This is a genomic window from Niallia circulans, from assembly GCF_003726095.1.
GTDB lineage: Bacteria > Bacillota > Bacilli > Bacillales > Cytobacillaceae > Niallia > Niallia circulans_A.
Genome location: NZ_CP026031.1, coordinates 1,500,875 through 1,516,756 on the forward strand (window position 1 = coordinate 1,500,875; position 15,882 = coordinate 1,516,756).

General features: G+C 33.0%; 18 protein-coding genes and 1 pseudogene. All 19 read right to left on the reverse strand.

The features are described 5' to 3' along the window. Window positions 1-248: 248 nt before the first annotated feature. Window positions 249-1,208, reverse strand: coding sequence for a LacI family DNA-binding transcriptional regulator (locus tag C2I06_RS07030; protein ID WP_123257758.1), 960 nt, complete (start codon window positions 1,206-1,208; stop codon window positions 249-251). Between the two features lie 322 nt (window positions 1,209-1,530). Then, the gene (locus tag C2I06_RS07035) at window positions 1,531-1,887 is read right to left on the reverse strand and encodes a hypothetical protein (protein WP_095328962.1); all 357 of its coding nucleotides are present in this window, start codon (window positions 1,885-1,887) and stop codon (window positions 1,531-1,533) included. A gap of 72 nt (window positions 1,888-1,959) precedes the next feature. Further along, a complete protein-coding gene (gene rpsN / locus C2I06_RS07040; RefSeq protein WP_095328963.1) occupies window positions 1,960-2,229 on the reverse strand; it encodes a 30S ribosomal protein S14 in 270 nt (89 codons plus the stop codon). Between the two features lie 68 nt (window positions 2,230-2,297). Next, a complete protein-coding gene (gene rpmG / locus C2I06_RS07045) occupies window positions 2,298-2,447 on the reverse strand; it encodes a 50S ribosomal protein L33 (protein ID WP_016203575.1) in 150 nt (49 codons plus the stop codon). A gap of 35 nt (window positions 2,448-2,482) precedes the next feature. Beyond that, window positions 2,483-3,664, reverse strand: coding sequence for a GTP-binding protein (locus C2I06_RS07050; RefSeq protein WP_249928285.1), 1,182 nt, complete (start codon window positions 3,662-3,664; stop codon window positions 2,483-2,485). A gap of 209 nt (window positions 3,665-3,873) precedes the next feature. After that, entirely contained in the window at window positions 3,874-4,512 is a 639-nt protein-coding gene (locus C2I06_RS07055; RefSeq protein WP_123257759.1) for a carbon-nitrogen hydrolase family protein, read from the reverse strand. A gap of 467 nt (window positions 4,513-4,979) precedes the next feature. After that, complete coding sequence (locus tag C2I06_RS07060; protein WP_123257760.1) at window positions 4,980-5,354, reverse strand: immunity 22 family protein; 375 nt, start codon at window positions 5,352-5,354, stop codon at window positions 4,980-4,982. A gap of 277 nt (window positions 5,355-5,631) precedes the next feature. After that, on the reverse strand, window positions 5,632-6,117 hold the full coding sequence (locus C2I06_RS07065) for a hypothetical protein (protein ID WP_123259127.1): 486 nt from the start codon (window positions 6,115-6,117) through the stop codon (window positions 5,632-5,634). Between the two features lie 254 nt (window positions 6,118-6,371). Continuing rightward, complete coding sequence (locus C2I06_RS25295) at window positions 6,372-6,860, reverse strand: cytoplasmic protein (RefSeq protein WP_206426398.1); 489 nt, start codon at window positions 6,858-6,860, stop codon at window positions 6,372-6,374. Between the two features lie 562 nt (window positions 6,861-7,422). After that, a complete protein-coding gene (locus tag C2I06_RS07075; RefSeq protein ID WP_123257761.1) occupies window positions 7,423-7,635 on the reverse strand; it encodes a bacteriocin immunity protein in 213 nt (70 codons plus the stop codon). Between the two features lie 404 nt (window positions 7,636-8,039). Beyond that, entirely contained in the window at window positions 8,040-8,585 is a 546-nt protein-coding gene (locus C2I06_RS07080; protein ID WP_123257762.1) for an SUKH-4 family immunity protein, read from the reverse strand. A 108-nt stretch (window positions 8,586-8,693) separates the two neighbouring features. Next, a pseudogene (locus tag C2I06_RS25475) lies at window positions 8,694-8,856 on the reverse strand (IS1595-like element ISSpps1 family transposase); the annotation flags it as partial. Window positions 8,857-9,320: 464 nt separating this feature from the next. Beyond that, complete coding sequence (locus tag C2I06_RS07085; RefSeq protein WP_123257763.1) at window positions 9,321-9,761, reverse strand: SMI1/KNR4 family protein; 441 nt, start codon at window positions 9,759-9,761, stop codon at window positions 9,321-9,323. A 360-nt stretch (window positions 9,762-10,121) separates the two neighbouring features. Continuing rightward, window positions 10,122-10,598 carry a hypothetical protein gene (locus C2I06_RS07090; protein ID WP_249928286.1) on the reverse strand — a complete coding sequence of 159 codons (477 nt, stop codon included), beginning with the start codon at window positions 10,596-10,598 and terminating at the stop codon, window positions 10,122-10,124. Window positions 10,599-10,677: 79 nt separating this feature from the next. Then, complete coding sequence (locus C2I06_RS07095; protein ID WP_095328968.1) at window positions 10,678-11,151, reverse strand: toxin-antitoxin system YwqK family antitoxin; 474 nt, start codon at window positions 11,149-11,151, stop codon at window positions 10,678-10,680. Between the two features lie 624 nt (window positions 11,152-11,775). Beyond that, entirely contained in the window at window positions 11,776-12,318 is a 543-nt protein-coding gene (locus C2I06_RS07100) for a T6SS immunity protein Tdi1 domain-containing protein (RefSeq protein WP_123257764.1), read from the reverse strand. A gap of 222 nt (window positions 12,319-12,540) precedes the next feature. Continuing rightward, window positions 12,541-13,053, reverse strand: a complete 513-nt coding sequence (locus tag C2I06_RS07105) for an Imm6 family immunity protein (protein WP_123257765.1) — start codon at window positions 13,051-13,053, stop codon at window positions 12,541-12,543. A 551-nt stretch (window positions 13,054-13,604) separates the two neighbouring features. Further along, window positions 13,605-14,069: a hypothetical protein gene (locus C2I06_RS07110; protein WP_095257360.1), complete on the reverse strand. Its 465-nt coding sequence runs from the start codon at window positions 14,067-14,069 to the stop codon at window positions 13,605-13,607. A 521-nt stretch (window positions 14,070-14,590) separates the two neighbouring features. Next, the gene (locus C2I06_RS07120; RefSeq protein ID WP_123257766.1) at window positions 14,591-15,823 is read right to left on the reverse strand and encodes an IS110 family RNA-guided transposase; all 1,233 of its coding nucleotides are present in this window, start codon (window positions 15,821-15,823) and stop codon (window positions 14,591-14,593) included. Between the last annotated feature and the right edge of the window lie 59 nt (window positions 15,824-15,882).

The following is a 15,882-nucleotide window of genomic DNA, read 5'->3' on the forward strand; positions in this document are numbered from 1 at the left end:
ACTCCTATGGGAGCTGCGAGAAAGTCCAAGACCCCGCAGGAACGAGGAGGCTTGGCGCTCGCCCCATGGAAAGCGAAGTGTATTCAGTCTGCGGGTGATTACCACAAACCATTTTTCTTAAAATAAATAAAAACCCCAAACAATTATACGAATATTTTCTAATATGTACATATAATTGTTCGGGGGTATATTGGGTTGAAATACTTATGTCTCATCCTCTTCTTATTTGCAGCTAAAGAACAACTTGTTTATACAGTGGTTCTTTCAATAAAACGAAAAAACATTTCTTCTTTCGATATTTCTTTGCTAATAGCTTGTTGAAATAAGTTCTTTCCCATCTCTAAAAGCGGAATTTCCATTGTAGATATTTCCATCAGCCTTGCAATGGATTCGTTATGATAACCTATTATCGCAAGCTCTTCTGGAATTTTGATTCCTTGTTTTTGACAATAGATAACAATTCCTGCTGCAACTTGATCACTTGTCACAATTAAAGCAGATGGAGGATTATCCATTTGCAGTAAATGATCCATCACCTTTTTGGCATCTTCAAAGTAATTACAGTGATCGATAATATATTCTTCACAATAAGGAAGTTGATGTTCCAAAAGAAACTCTTGATAGGCATTTGCACGTAATTGGCTGCTTGGACCCGTTTTTCTTCCAATACAGTAGCCGATTTTTTGATGACCCTTTTTATGTAAAAATGCTAAAGCTTCTTTGAAAATTTTATATTGGTTAACAAATGTCGAAGAAACTTCCTTCCCCTTTGTGTCTTCACATAAAACAATTGTTCCATAGGAAAGATATTCTTGAATTACAGACCATTCGCAAGTTCGCGAACAAATGATGAGGGAGTCAATTTGCTTTTGCTTCAACATTTGTAATGCCTCTAATTCCCTGCTTTCCATATAATCCGTCTGAAACAATACAAGTTTATAATTATTCTCCAGCGCTTGTTTTGCTATCCCTTTTAGCAGCAACGCAAAATAAGGATGGTCAGAAAAAGGAAGGACAACACCAATCATTTGTGTTTTTCCTTTACTTAAATGAACTGCATTAATATTTTGTTCATAATTACTTTCTTTAATTGCCGCTAATACAGCATTTCTCTTTTCTTTGCTTACATATGGATGATTATTAAGGACACGGGAAACAGTTGTTACAGAAACACCAGCCATCTTTGCTAGATCTTTAATGTTTGTCATACTTTTCACCTTTTCAAAACCCAATATCTTTTTTACCTTATATATTAAGAATACAGTTTCTGGTCTTTTCTGTATACCCCAATGAAATAACCTGCAAAAGATGAAATTTATGTTGCATCCATTGATTGTCCAGACGACTTTAAGCAAACATAAGCTAAGCTATAAAATAGAAGCAAAATAAATTTCTGCCCCGCTTCTCTTATTGCTTAAAGTGTAAAGGATGAAACACATACCAGGTTAATGTGAAAAAACAGATAAGCATGGTAGCTATGTATGTTATTCCAACGTATCCTATTTAAATAAGAGTGCCATTATGGCAAAATTAAGAGACAAATACAAATGTCCATTTTTTATTTTTTCGCGCTTTTCTATCAGTCTTGGAGTAATTAATCCATCTCATTTGATTAATTCTGGTCATAATCATTAAATCGATTTCCGCTTGTGCCTCACCCATAATCTCTTTAATTGTTGACATACTGAGGGAAAAATAGTTAGACGCCTCTTTAAATGGGGAATGATTAACCATCAGCTCCATAAACTGTTTCTCGCTTACAGCTATCTTCTCTAACTCTTCTTCTTTACTCGTTATGTATCGATAAATCTCCCGTTTTTTTTCTGGCAAGTTAGCAATCGCGCTTCGATAAAAAATTTGCACTAATACAGGATTAACGGAATTCATTTCTTATTCCTCCATTTTTTGTGTAGATAAAAGTCGTCAAACCAATAAGCTGACGACTTTTCTTTCTATTCATTACCAGCTTGATTTTTTCACTCCTGGAATTTGTCCTTTATGGGCATATTCTCTAAAAGCAATACGGGACATTTTAAATTTTCTTAAGTACCCTCTTGGTCTACCAGTCACTTCACATCTATTTTTCAAACGGGTCGGTGAGGAATCTCTTGGTAGCTTTCTAAGTGCTTCCAAGTCTCCTTTTTCTTTTAACTCCATTCGAAGCGCTGCATATTTTTCAACCATGGCTTGGCGTTTTTTTTCTTTTACTACTTTCGACTTTTTTGCCATTTCTACTTCCTCCAATACATTCGAATTATATAAAACGAAATGATTACGATTTAATGACTATAAAAAAATTATTTTGTTTCTCTGTGCAAAGTGCGCTTTTTTAAACGCGGACAATACTTCATCAACTCAATACGGTCTGGATTATTTCGTTTGTTTTTTGTTGTAATATAATTTCTATCTCCTGTTTCTGTACATGCTAAAGTAATTTTCACTCTCATTTTTTCTTCCTCCTAATAAAATTGAATTTTTTTACTCAAAAAAACGCAGGCAGTGGATCAATAAATTTAGTCCAATCCTTTTTCATTTCCATATCAGTCAATAAACAAGCATCTAGCTCTTCTTCCATTTGCTGTTGATTCATGCCAATCCCAATAAACACTAACTCTGTCATGCGATCTCCGTAAAGAGGATCCCAACGTTTTTGTAAATCTGGATCTTCCTCTAAAACTTCTTTCTGCTCGCTTTCCGAATAAGCTGCTATCCACATGCCCGCTTCTTGTATGGTTAAGGACGGTCCAGCTTGGGAAAGTAATCCGGCAATATCATTTCTCGTAGCCAACCAAATAAATCCTTTCGCCCGAACTACTTCAACTGGCCAGTCTTGCAACCACTGCATTAATCTCACAGGGTGAAAAGGTTTATTGCTACGATACACAATGGAAGAAATTCCATATTCCTCTGTCTCTGGAATATGCTCTTCATTTAATTCTTTTATCCAGCCTGCACCTTGACTAGCAGCGTCAAAATCAAATAACTGAGTATTTAAAACTTGATTTAAAGGAATTCTGGAATATTCACTTTCTATAATTTTGGCTTCCGGGTTAAATTTTTGGATAACTGCTTTCAGTTCCTGTAGTTTGCTATCCGAAACTAAATCCGTTTTATTTAACAAAATGACATTCGCAAATTCAATTTGATCAATTAACAAATCTGCTATTTCTCTTTCATCCATTTCACCCACTGCTTGCTTTCGGTCTAAAAGACTTTCACCAGATGCATAATCATGCCAAAAACGATGAGCATCTAAGACTGTAACCATCGTATCTAACTGACAAAATCGCGATAAATCAATCCCTACACTCTCATCTACATATGTAAATGTTTGCGCAACCGGAATCGGTTCGCTAATTCCGCTTGATTCAATTACGATATAATCAATATCACCTAATTGCACAAGCTTTTCCACTTCAATTAGTAAATCCTCCCTAAGTGTACAGCAGATGCAACCATTTTGCATTTCCACCAATTTTTCATCCGTTCTTGAAAAACCGCCCTGTTTCACCAATGAAGCGTCAATATTTACCTCACTCATATCATTGACAATCACAGCCACCTTTAGGCTTTCCCTATTGGATAGAATATGATTTAGCAAAGTAGTTTTGCCCGACCCGAGATAACCGCTTAAAACAGTAACAGGGATTTTCTTATTATTCAATACTCTCACTCCCAATAAATAAATCGTCATCATTCCGATTTAAACTTTCCACTTTAGTTATTTCTGATGAAGTAATAACTATTCTATAATAAAACGAAATGATTACGATTTGCAAGTGTTTATTATATACTTTTTTATTATGGAGTGAAATTTAGTTACAGAAGGGAAGTTAAAATTTATGTTAAATTCCCCTTCTTCTTCTATCTTTATTACTCTGCTATCTTTATACTATTAGTCTCTGTATCAAAAATTCTAGTGCGAATATCATCTTTAGAAAGCAATAAATCATTTCCCTCTTGATCAAAACAGTAAGCAATTGGGATAGAAAAACCGCCATTTCTATAGGAGCCATCAGCATGACTTGTTCCGACTACGATAGCATTTTCTTTCATTGCTATTTTTCTTGCTTCACTTGTCCATTCTTCGTATTGTTTCTCGCTAAACATTCCAACACCTATTGGATTAAAAATGATCTCAACCTTACCATTCTCTAAACCTGCTACTCCTTGAAATATCTCTCTGCATAATAAATAACCGAATGAAACATTTTCATCCTTTTGTTTAGACGGTGTATATAATATTTCATTCTCAGGCGTTTTTGCTCTTTCTATAATTATTTTCCCAGCGCGATTGGCTATAAATGCTCTATCTTTCTTATTTTTATCTTTATAACCTGTAACTATATATGTATGATATTTTATCGCTAGATTACATACTTCTTCGATATAATCAGCAGTAAAGTAACCCTCTGGAAATAGAATGAAATCGACTTCGGGAAAACGTTCTATTTCTTTTATCAATTGTTGTAAGCTGTTTTCCATTTTTGGTTGACTAATTAGTATTTTCATTTTCCCTCCTGATACATTTAATTGTTTTCTAGTAAATATTTAAATGTATGTATATTCCTTTCATAATTTAAATCTTCCATTACAACAGCACCATAATTAGTTACTATTTATTTGCATTATTATTAAAAAAGTTCTTCCTTTGATCGGAAACCTTCACTTAAATTTCATCTACTTAAATACACTCTTTATTTCAATTGGAAAGCCCTTTCTTTTCATGAGAAAGTTTTCATTGTTCTATTGCTAATTTCAACCTCCAACAAAATGATTAACTAGCTATGTTTCCGGTTGACCTAGCATGATATAAGTCGTTATATCTTTCAAAAAACCATAGATTATTCCGTGCCTTTATATTTCCTTCTTTTGACTTCTGATATAGTAAGTGTAAAACATAAGGCTACTAAGAAGAGATAAGTAATTTCTGAGTTGACCATTAACTAATTCCATTCTCCATATCTTTAAAATTTATCTTACTCATAATTTGTTGCAGCAATAAAATCAAAATCATCTGTTGAGCTAATTTCATTTTGATATTGAAAATTATATATTAAAATCACAGCATTATATGATTTCTTTAGATTTATACTTTTCTGGATTTTTGGGATGACAATTTCTTCATACGAACACCCTTCTAATAATGCTGCAATATCACTACTACTATTCTTATACACTTCCTTTTCTATCGTATCCTCATCTGTTTCATCCACATCAATCTTAAAATCGATAAAGAATTGGGATGGGACAGACTCGCCATCCTCATCATAAGTTAAATCAACATACTCTCCTATTGAGTCCTCATCGTTTATATTCCCTAACCAAACTGAAACGCACCCTTGTTTTTCCATAATAGTAGCCTCCTATTTTAGTCTTAAAGCATGAGGCAGAGACATAACTCCACCCTCTAATCTATTACTGCTAACAATTATCATGTGCTTTAACGGGGCTTCCTCCTACATAAACACGTTTGGATTGACATCTGATATAGTTGTTCTTAAATCTTTAATCTCTTCAGTACTAAATATATCCACACTTAAATTGAGGAACCTTTGAAACTAAGTTCTACTCATGTAAATCTCTTGATTTTCTAAGTTGACGTGCATTTTTCTTTCTGATTTTTTATTTTTAATCCAATGTATAAGCAATAATTTTTCCTTCTGGATAAGCACCATTCCAACCGCAAGGAAAGGCACCAAGTTGATATATCTCAAACAAATCTTCAAAAAAAGTGTTATTCTTTCCGTTTACCGCTCGATTAATGGCACAATTAGTAAGGTCTGCTACAACATCATTATAAAACATACTATATTTACATGAGCTTTTGCTCACATTACCAGCAATAACTTCTAATAATTCTTCCAATCCTTTAGGCTTTTCCTTTTCTGACATTGCGTAATAAGTCTCCCAAACTTCACTCATTTCCAGTTCTCTGATATCTTTCCAATTATACTCATCCTCACAAAAAATCTCATCATAAGCTAAATATTCTGCTTTTTTTATATCATTAATAATAACAATTTTATTGGTAATATTATTAGTAAGTTCGCTCTGGAAATTTTTCGAGAACCGAATTACCTCTTCAACTAAATTATTAAATACACCATCGTTCATTACTTTTATACCACCTTTCTCAAAGTCAACTCTTACCCCTTCCACCTGCATGTACCATGTTATCTCACCTAATTATCGTCTTATTTTCACAAACCACTTAAAATATAATGCCTTGATGGTACTAGGATCCTAAGCTCTCCTTTCTCAAACAAATTATTTTCATTTTGTTTCACTAAATATCAGTTTAATTTATTATAAATTAAAAAAAACCTTGAAAAGGCACTTTGCCAATCAAGATTTGTATTTTTTTTATTTTAAGGCACATACACAATAATTTCACCAATCGGGTATGTCCCCTTCCACCCACATGGCCACCCTCCTTGCTTATAAATCTCAAAGATTTTTTCATAAAAATTGTCTGTTTTCCCATTAACTAATCGATTTAATGCACACATCATGAGGTCACCCTCAACTTCCTCATTAATATCAATATAATCAAAAGGAAGAAAGTCGTTCGAGTAATTGTTATAGTCATTAAAAAAATCATATAAATCATCCTGTTCAGTTACTAAATCCAAATCATATACCTGTTGAACAATACTTCCTGCTTCCTGTGATTTAACATTTTCCCATACAGTATCAACTTCACTTGAGTCCTGAGACCAGGCAAGGTTTTGTGCTTCCTTGAAATTATTTATTACCTCTAAATTATTTACATGAAAGTTATTCATATTAAACATCTTATTATGACGTATAAAATCCATTACTTCTTCTACTAATTGAGTGTTTTCACTCAATTTCATTTAGATAACCACCTTTCTCTTAATTCTTCTATTTTTCTTACAATATTGTTATAAACGTTTTGAAAGCCTCTATATTTAGATAGGCTACTAACATCGCCAAAAAGTATAGGTAAAAATACAACATTTGCAGAGTCATTCATTTCCATTTTTAATAACTGGATGTTTATTTTATGGAGTAGGAATTTTATACTTTGCTTAATAACCTAGCCAACTTATAGAGCCGGGGAATCCCATTAACTCTAGTAAATTTTTTCCTAGGAACGCGTAAGGGAGGATTTCCAGAAGTACATGGAATAAGACTACTTGCATTATCTACAACTTTAGGAGTATCTAAAAATAATGGCCGATATCCTATCGCTTTTGATTTTTTGATTGCCTTGTTTCGTCTTCTTCACCGTTTCATATGCAATGCTATATCCGCCTCTTGCTTGACCTTGTGTAGATACTCGAATATTTCTGATAACTTCATAACATGTTATGCTTTAGGATTACCGTAACGCTAGCCTCTATATTAATCAAATCATTGTATGGGGCTTTGCGATGCAATCACCCCCTTTACCGATTAGTTCTCTTCTTTATATGCTAAGGCAATCTCTACTACTTCCTCTGGAGATAAATCCTCATCATTCCAAAAAATTAAGTCACTCGGAGCAGGATGAGGAACATTTTCTTCCAAAATTTCTATATATTCACTTACCTTTTCATCAGACTGCTTAGGATTACATATTTTTTTTACTAGTTCAACTAACTCATCTTTAGATAACTTTTCACTCATTTTTCTACCATTCCTAAATTACTGCCCTTTCTTTCCAAATTGATAAACAGGTTTTCACATATTTTAGTGTATTTTTGATAGTTTGAACACTTCTCTCCCCTCGTCTATAGGCTTTTATGTAAGTATATATGATTTATGTTTACCACCATGTTCTACAATAGAAGTACTTCCCTCTAACATCCTTGAAATATTTTGGTTTTTAAACTCCTTTGTAAGGTTATCATTTCCTATATTATCCCATTTCTCTTTCTCTAAAATTATCAAAGAATTAAATTGCTTACCTAACAGTTTATCTCCTTGGCATTACACTAATTGACTCTTTTTATATAAGTTTGGTGTGGGTTTGAAGACTTCTGTCTAATTTAAAGCTCTTATATTTTAAGGATCTTCCCATACGCGAGAGGTTATACAAATAGATTTTCAAACTCAGTAGACCAAAAGAATCCTGCTTCCATACACTTACTATCAATTTTCTCTAGTTCCCCTTTTAGCCACTCCATTACTACTTTAGGTATATCGTTATCAATATAGGCATCCTCTCCGTTAATCTCTATTGCTTTATCAATCATGGATACATAAGCTAATATACATTCTGCAAACTGATTCAGAGATGAATTAACAAATATCACTTTATAATTATCCCCATTAGTAAGTGACACTATGTTTTCATCCTTCTCCGTTATACAGATTGGATTCCCCGAACCAGTTGACCCTAAAAACCAATATTTTTGAAACTCTTCTGGCATATCAAATACATCGGTAATAGGTCTAAATTGGGACGTAGTAAATTCCAAATACGGCGGTGGAGTCTCCGGTAGACCTCCTATAGACAAAAACCTCTTAACTTCATCCGAAAAATATGTATTCATTAAATCTGCTTCTTTAAATTTGTTCAGTGGGCCATTCTTAATATAATCCCATTTATTAATAAATTCTTCTGGTGTCATCACTATTCTTCTCTCACCTTCTTGAATCTTTTATAAAGGTATCCAGCCTTCTTGCAGTTTCATCATCTATTCCAGTCTCTAATCCATTTCCACATTATGGATACCGACAGTAGAAGAACCACCACGTTTTCTAGGTTTGTGATTTTCAATATCCTTTTGACCTTTTTGACTTTCCCAGAAATAGGTTTCATCCTTTTCTACTATTCCTTTAAATAAATCTATACTTTTCTTTAGCGCGTGCAGAAAACACTTTATGTCCCCAATAAAAAGCAGTACCGTGAGTATACCAACTGTCTTGGTTATCTCGGGCAGCTACCTACATTCCATTGAATCTGTCACCATTATGAATAGTTGTTCACTGTATTCCAATAGGTATTAGGTTCATTTCATCTGGTGCCAAATCACACCTTCTAGTCTTCTTCCAATTACGGTATCTTAGCCATTCAAATTGTGCCTTGACATTACTTTAACCAGAGAATTTCTGGTACATCTTTAGTTTCTACCACAAGTCCAGCACCCTTGAAAACTACAAAACCAAATTCCATTCCATCTGCAATTGCTTTTTACTTTATCAATTTTCGCTTGTGGATAGTTAAATACTCTCCACCAATAAATGACTTATTCTGTGACCAAATTTTGTTTGCTGAATTTTTCCACTGTAATGTCTAAAATACCAGTTAATTTATTATAAATTAAAGAAGGCGTAAAAACATTCAAGATATGTTTTATTACCGTTCTTTAATCAGGTAGTAACTCTAAGTAATAATTATCATTTTCTTCCATCTTTCTTAAAAAGTCTTCAAGAGAAGTGGCAATTTGAACGTCATAATAATAAACTGGATTTCTATTATTATCATTCAATTCGATGGACATTAATGCTGATTCACTGCCTTCAAAAAATATTAGTTTATTATTCTCAAATTCTTCATAGATTTCTATGTCGGGATAAAACTCAAAATCATTAACTCTTAATCGAAAATCTCTTACAGAATAGGGACCCATAATTCGATTAATATTAAATTCTGAACCTTTAATAAAACCGTAGCCCACCTCTCTATAAAAATGAACTAACTCCTTAGGGAATTTTAAATTAAGTGCCTTCTCAGCCTCTTTTATTTTATTTTCAGTCACTGGATAAAAACTATTTTCTTGGTTTGTCTTAATAAATTCATAGCTCATTATTTTTTACCTCCTATACATAGGGTATTTGCTTTTGGGCCTTTTCCAAGCATATAGCTTGATGCTCATTTAGGAATATTAATTGTGTTGGCACAATCATTAGCTAACTCTTCTTTTATATTTCATCTACAAATTCAATGCCTAGCTTTTGTTTACAATCTTCTTTATAACTATATCTAAATCATACTTTAGAATAGAATCTTCTGTGTTTTTTAAAAGTATCTTGAAAATTGGTAGTAAGTATTTATTTGGCCTCCCTCTCACTGTCAATGTCCAGAAGTGATAAATTCCATCTATTACCTATCATCTTCTGAGGTTTATTTTTCCTTTACTCTCTTTCTTTCTCATTAAATAGTTTGTCTATGTAATTAATATTATCAAAAATCCAGTATCTATCCTCTTCAGGAATATCACTAGTAAAATCATCACGAATCCCTGACCAATTATTAGGAACATAATTTTCAAAAGGTAATAACTCAGGATAAAGAGAGAGAAGCTTTTTTGATTAAAGTCTATAAATAATGATGGCCTCAATTCTAGAATAGTACTTCCATAATCATGATGTTCAACTAACTTTTTTAATTCTGAAGACGGTACGAGATAATCAGTATATTCTTGTAAATAGAGACGATAATTCTTTTCATTTACAACTGAAATGTTATTTCTTAGAGAAAGAGCAAAGTCCATATCAAAACTAAATCCATTTCTTTCATATAATTTTTTATATTTTACTATATCTAGTATCCAAACATCTCTTTCTGTTAGATACCATGAGAATTGAGAAGAAGTTTTTACCCCGACTATTATATTTTGGGCATACTCCGGTTTTAATAACAACGAAAACACCACTTTTTCATTCTATTTTTGCATAATGTTTATATTCTAAATTGAAACAAATCTATTATTCAATGATTTCTTACCTACCTATGTTACGATTTATTTCTCTTCTTGTTAATAAAATAGCATATTGCGCATTTTCTTTATCTTGTTCTAATTCCTTTTCCATTATAAGTTTTCCATTGGCGTCCCATTCTTTATAGTTCAATTCAATCGATAACTCGACTTCACTTGTCGATTTAACATTTCCATTTTCATGCCAACAAATACTTTTTCCATTAACTAGTCCATATTTAAAGTACTCTTCACATTTTATTTTTCCACTTTCATAAAATTCGCGATTTAAACCATGAGCTAATCCATCTTTATAGAAACAAAAATAAATTAGATTCCCATTTTCGTACAGTTCGAATGCTAATCCGGTAAATGGCTTTCCACCTTCATCTTCAGGGTTATCAAGAATCTCGTCACTATATGAAGTAAACCATAAATCATCAAAGTTTACACCGTTTTTCAAGACAAAATCCTTTGTATATTTACTATCATTTTCCATAATTAAGCACCTCTAGTATATATTAAGATCAGGCTATGATGTATGCATAGTGTGGATATCTTATCTTTTGCTTTTTGTACCCTTTTGGCATGAAATTATTGAGCTTCCTTGCATGGATTAATATACCACAAATTCTTCCAGCTTCGCATCAGACATCGCCAATAATGCCTCATTAAAAGTAGAAACTTCAGTTTGAGGTCCATCACCCAGATTTGTTCTTAATCTAATTAATCATGTTCCTCCTATTTAATAAAAATGCTGCCAACTGTTAGTCTACTGAGGTTGTACTGTTACAAAAGGGAGCGACTTACGTTGAAACAAGTATATACCCAACAACGTTCAACCTCTTCACCCTACCGCTGCAGAAATTGTACATTATGTGACCTTTTTAGGTTATCCATTGTTTAGCGCACATGCATTATTATTCATTTTAGTTTAAATGCTTTACACTAATCAAAAGGAGCCCGTATCTTTAGTTAGTATTACAACCGTACTCCATAATGGTATTGCCATCATGGGGTCTCTATTTCAAGCAGTATTATTCATTTGCTTAACTAAGCATATTACATACAAACAAGCACTTGATACCTTAAATGCGATCAAGTGCTTATCTTGAGATTGGTTCTATTCAATCGGTCCCATAAATTCTGTAATAATAAGAATATGTTCTCTTATTTTTACCTTTTTTAGATTTTCTACTTTTTCAGATCCACCTAGACCTAGTAAAGGAGTGTATCCAAAACATTCTTCATAATCAGGTCTACCATACTTACTATAAGCTTTAGGGTATGGTTCCCACATTAATTCATCATTTATAAAGTCATTATCCTTTAAATCATCAAAAAAGAAGTTAAAGCCAGATGAAACAATGTGTACGAGTCCTTTCCTAAAGTTCAACAAATTAACATATTTATCTTTTTCCCACACGATAATATCACCCATCGAGGTCGTAAAAATTGGAATTGCTTGCTCGTACCTTCTATAACATCTTTCTAAAATATCCAAATACTCATCTGGATTAATTAATTTTAAAAAACCGTTTAATAATGTTCCAAAACCATATTTATACCATACTTCTATCAGTTCTCCCGGAAGTTTATCTTTATATTTTAAGATAATCCTTTCATCAACAGTATTATGTTTTAAAAAATTCTCAAAGGTATCCAATTAAAATGCTCCCTTAATTTAATGTGTCAACTTTACATTCAAATAAGTATTCTTTGGTGACTTCTTGACATATTATTTTCCACTATTTTTTATGTTGTTACGCCATAGGATGTTCTCTTACTTGATTCCATCGATTCAAGAACGATTACTGGATCGTGTATAATCGCATCGACCGTTTCTGTAGCACTTTTCAAGAAAGTTCATATAATAATAGAGTCATAGTTAATTGTATAGTTGTAATTCCTTTAAAATTTCTGTCCGCCAATCATTCGCAATATTCCCATTCTTATAATTATCCAATAAAAAATTTATTCTTTGAATATAACTATCTGCATTCTCTACACATTTTCCAAAACAATCCATAAAATGGTCTACTAATGTATCATTAACTAAAGCAATTGGTTCTGGATAATATTTGACACCTTCTCTTTCAAATGCTTTTCTACTAGTATAAGCAACTGCATCAATAACACAGTTCCAAGCTATGAAGTCTGTTTCATTATCTGACATCTCTTGAATTATTGTTATACTATTTTCCTCATTATCTAACAATTCATAAAGAATAACCCCTATATTTTCTTTCCCTTTTAGCCATTCCCAACATTTATATATAACTTCTTGGGCTAACATTTGATCTTCTTTGCGAGAAAATACCGACAAAACTTTTTCTGAGAGTCCAAGGAAAAATATTACTTTACCATCTTCTGTTAAACTACTAAAGTTAGCATTTTCCATAATTAACCTCCCACTAATGATTATTCTCCATTTTTAATCATTAAATTAAGCCTACTAGTTATTTTTATGTTTTCACCCATTTCTGATGTTACTTCGATTTTATCTTAGCGTATTTTAACCTCTCATTACATAAATGTTAATTTTCGTAACACTTTTTAAATGAATAGCAAGTACTATACGACCGCTTCTAGTAAGAATACAACTTATAATTAATAAGCTAAGCTAAATTAATAACAGAACACACTTTCACGTTACCCTATTGTTTATTGCCACGAGCTTTGTCATTGTCTTTAGTTTGCGTGTTTTGCAGTATCAGAAGTCCCCCACACCATGTAAATGTCAAATCATCCAATTTTCGTATTTTTTTATAAATCCTATATAAAATAAAACTCCATGATGTGCAGTACCTTCATGGAGTCTCTATTTTTCAAACATATCATTGCTCTTTTTGTCCAACTCAAATATCTTAATTGTATTTTAATTCACTTGCTTTATGTACACGTAAACCCCTTTCGTATAACTAATTTAGGCATTAGAGTACTCTAAACACGTTATCTTTCCTCTTTACACAAATAATTGTAATGACCAAATTCAGGAAATACATCCCAGTTTCTTTCAAGGATATCGCTAGTTTCGCGCTCCTCGACTGAACCGGTCTTTAAATCTCTCTTTTCCATTGCTATAAAGCCATCTTCTCGGAAGCCCAAAATCAAGGTGCTTACTTCCATGTCAGTTTCATCATCATATTCCCAATACATGGCTGTTCTTAAAAAAATCTTACCATCACTCATAACTTCAAAATCATAATTTAAATATTTACGAATCAGGTCATCATAAAACCCCAACGAAACCCATTCATTTGTAACATTTACAATATACTTAGGTTTCTCATCCTCTAATAATACCGCCGTATATGGTTCTTGTTTTTGATGGTATGTGTATGCAGTACGGACATCAAGTATGTTCCAAGGCTTCTTTTTGATGTCCGACCATTCGTCACAATAATAAATTTTCATAGTCAATTATACACCTTCCCCTTAATATCCCTAATAATAATCCTGCTTTTTGTTGCCTCATCAAGAATTGTTTGCTGAATTAGTTTATTTTGTACAGGTATTTCTAATATTAATTCACTTTAAGTCGCCCTTCTTTGAAAGCGTTAGAATTAAAAGTCCCATTTGTTATTTTAGAACCCCAAGAATGTTTTTTTGTGATTTCATTTAAGTAACTCTTAGCTGTTTTTTTCTTGCACTTCACTAAGTTGAGTAAATTTTCTCGATACTATTTCCTTGTTGGGTACATTTGAGTCAACTACTTACTTTTTGCCCCCTACTTCTTTTGCTTCCAACTCTACCTCATCATTATAAGGGAAACGAGGACGATTTTCCTTATTAAAATTATTACCTGCTTCCCAACGCTCTTTAAGCAAATCTAGTACAGATTTCTTTTTAGGAGTAACATCACCCGTACCCTTAGGAATATCTAAATTAGTACTTAATAAAAGGATGGCAGTCTATTTAACCACCACCCAAACTAATTAACTTGCCTTCGTTTCAGGCATTCTTGGCAGAATATAAGCCGTTTTATTTTTCATCATACCATAGACAATTCTGACTAATCTCCTCATAATACAGAGAAGGGCTTGTGACTTGGATTTCCCTTCACTTTGCTTTTGATTATAGTAAGCATAAAACACAGGATTACGAGGAATTTTATTCCCCTTACTTACTTGGACTTGTTGAACAGCTAGGTTGTAAAAAACATCATATAGCTTTCGGTTGCCTTGTTTCGTTTTCTTCATCGTTTCCTTGCCACCCGAACCCATCTTGATAGGGGCTATCCCTGCATATCTTGCTAATTTGTCAGAGTTTGCGAACCGGTGAATGTCTCCGATTTCAGCAATTAAAGCGGATGAAGTAACCGTATCAATCCCTGGCATGGTTTCAAGCTGCATACCTAACTTCTGAATAGTTACTTTTAATTCTCTATCTACCTTCTTGATTTCCCTTTTCTTAAAGCTAATATCTCGAACTATGCTTTGAATGATAAAGTCTCTTGATGTTTGGTATTCTCGTTTTACTTCTCCATCTGCTTGAACAAGTGTTAATATTTGCTCTGCCTTTCTAGTGGAACAAGCATTGTTACTCACTTCTAATAGGAACTTCCGTAAGTCCTCTACTGTTTCCCCCTCCAAATGAGATGGTGAAGGGTAGCTTTCCCAAAAAGCTAAAGCTGTTTTTCCATCTACTTCTGAAAAGAAATCCTTGTAACTTGGATAATGATAGTTTAATTGCATATGCAGTTGGTTTTTCAAGGATGTTTGTGTTTTCACTAAAGCATTTCTTCTACCAACAAGTTGAGCGATTATCCAATGAATATCAGATGGTGTAGCTTCAGGTAAATACGGTAGGTCACGTATTAAAACCCTTGCCACACATTGAGCGTCCCAACTATCATTCTTTTGTGTCATCGCATAGCTGTTCCGTTCTGCATTGGATAAAGAGGAGTTAACAAATTTCACAATGTAACCTTGTTCAAGCAGATACAACGCTAAATCTCGTCCGTAACCACCTACATCTTCTAATCCAAATATAGGGGTCAAATCTTCTGTTAAATACCTATTCACATACTCTAGTAAACTTGGAAAGATGGCTGGTTTATTTTGAAACGTCATTTCCCCTAGCTTTTCATTCCAACAATCCAATATCACCGCTGTATGTTGAAACTTGTGTAAATCTAGTCCTATATAAATATACTTATCTCTTCTCATCAGAAAACCTCACCCCTATATTCGATTGAACGGATAAAGTAAGACAGAGAATGTCAGCA

What these genes read in the sequence shown, in the direction of transcription:
- C2I06_RS07030 (WP_123257758.1), bottom strand. Translation starts at nt 1,208, where the DNA reads ATGACAAACATTAAAGATCTAGCAAAGATGGCTGGTGTTTCTGTAACA.
- C2I06_RS07035 (WP_095328962.1), bottom strand. Translation starts at nt 1,887, where the DNA reads ATGAATTCCGTTAATCCTGTATTAGTGCAAATTTTTTATCGAAGCGCG.
- rpsN (WP_095328963.1), bottom strand. Translation starts at nt 2,229, where the DNA reads ATGGCAAAAAAGTCGAAAGTAGTAAAAGAAAAAAAACGCCAAGCCATG.
- rpmG (WP_016203575.1), bottom strand. Translation starts at nt 2,447, where the DNA reads ATGAGAGTGAAAATTACTTTAGCATGTACAGAAACAGGAGATAGAAAT.
- C2I06_RS07055 (WP_123257759.1), bottom strand. Translation starts at nt 4,512, where the DNA reads ATGAAAATACTAATTAGTCAACCAAAAATGGAAAACAGCTTACAACAA.
- C2I06_RS07060 (WP_123257760.1), bottom strand. Translation starts at nt 5,354, where the DNA reads ATGGAAAAACAAGGGTGCGTTTCAGTTTGGTTAGGGAATATAAACGAT.
- C2I06_RS07065 (WP_123259127.1), bottom strand. Translation starts at nt 6,117, where the DNA reads ATGAACGATGGTGTATTTAATAATTTAGTTGAAGAGGTAATTCGGTTC.
- C2I06_RS25295 (WP_206426398.1), bottom strand. Translation starts at nt 6,860, where the DNA reads ATGAAATTGAGTGAAAACACTCAATTAGTAGAAGAAGTAATGGATTTT.
- C2I06_RS07075 (WP_123257761.1), bottom strand. Translation starts at nt 7,635, where the DNA reads ATGAGTGAAAAGTTATCTAAAGATGAGTTAGTTGAACTAGTAAAAAAA.
- C2I06_RS07085 (WP_123257763.1), bottom strand. Translation starts at nt 9,761, where the DNA reads ATGAGCTATGAATTTATTAAGACAAACCAAGAAAATAGTTTTTATCCA.
- C2I06_RS07095 (WP_095328968.1), bottom strand. Translation starts at nt 11,151, where the DNA reads ATGGAAAATGATAGTAAATATACAAAGGATTTTGTCTTGAAAAACGGT.
- C2I06_RS07105 (WP_123257765.1), bottom strand. Translation starts at nt 13,053, where the DNA reads ATGGAAAATGCTAACTTTAGTAGTTTAACAGAAGATGGTAAAGTAATA.
- C2I06_RS07110 (WP_095257360.1), bottom strand. Translation starts at nt 14,069, where the DNA reads ATGAAAATTTATTATTGTGACGAATGGTCGGACATCAAAAAGAAGCCT.
- C2I06_RS07120 (WP_123257766.1), bottom strand. Translation starts at nt 15,823, where the DNA reads ATGAGAAGAGATAAGTATATTTATATAGGACTAGATTTACACAAGTTT.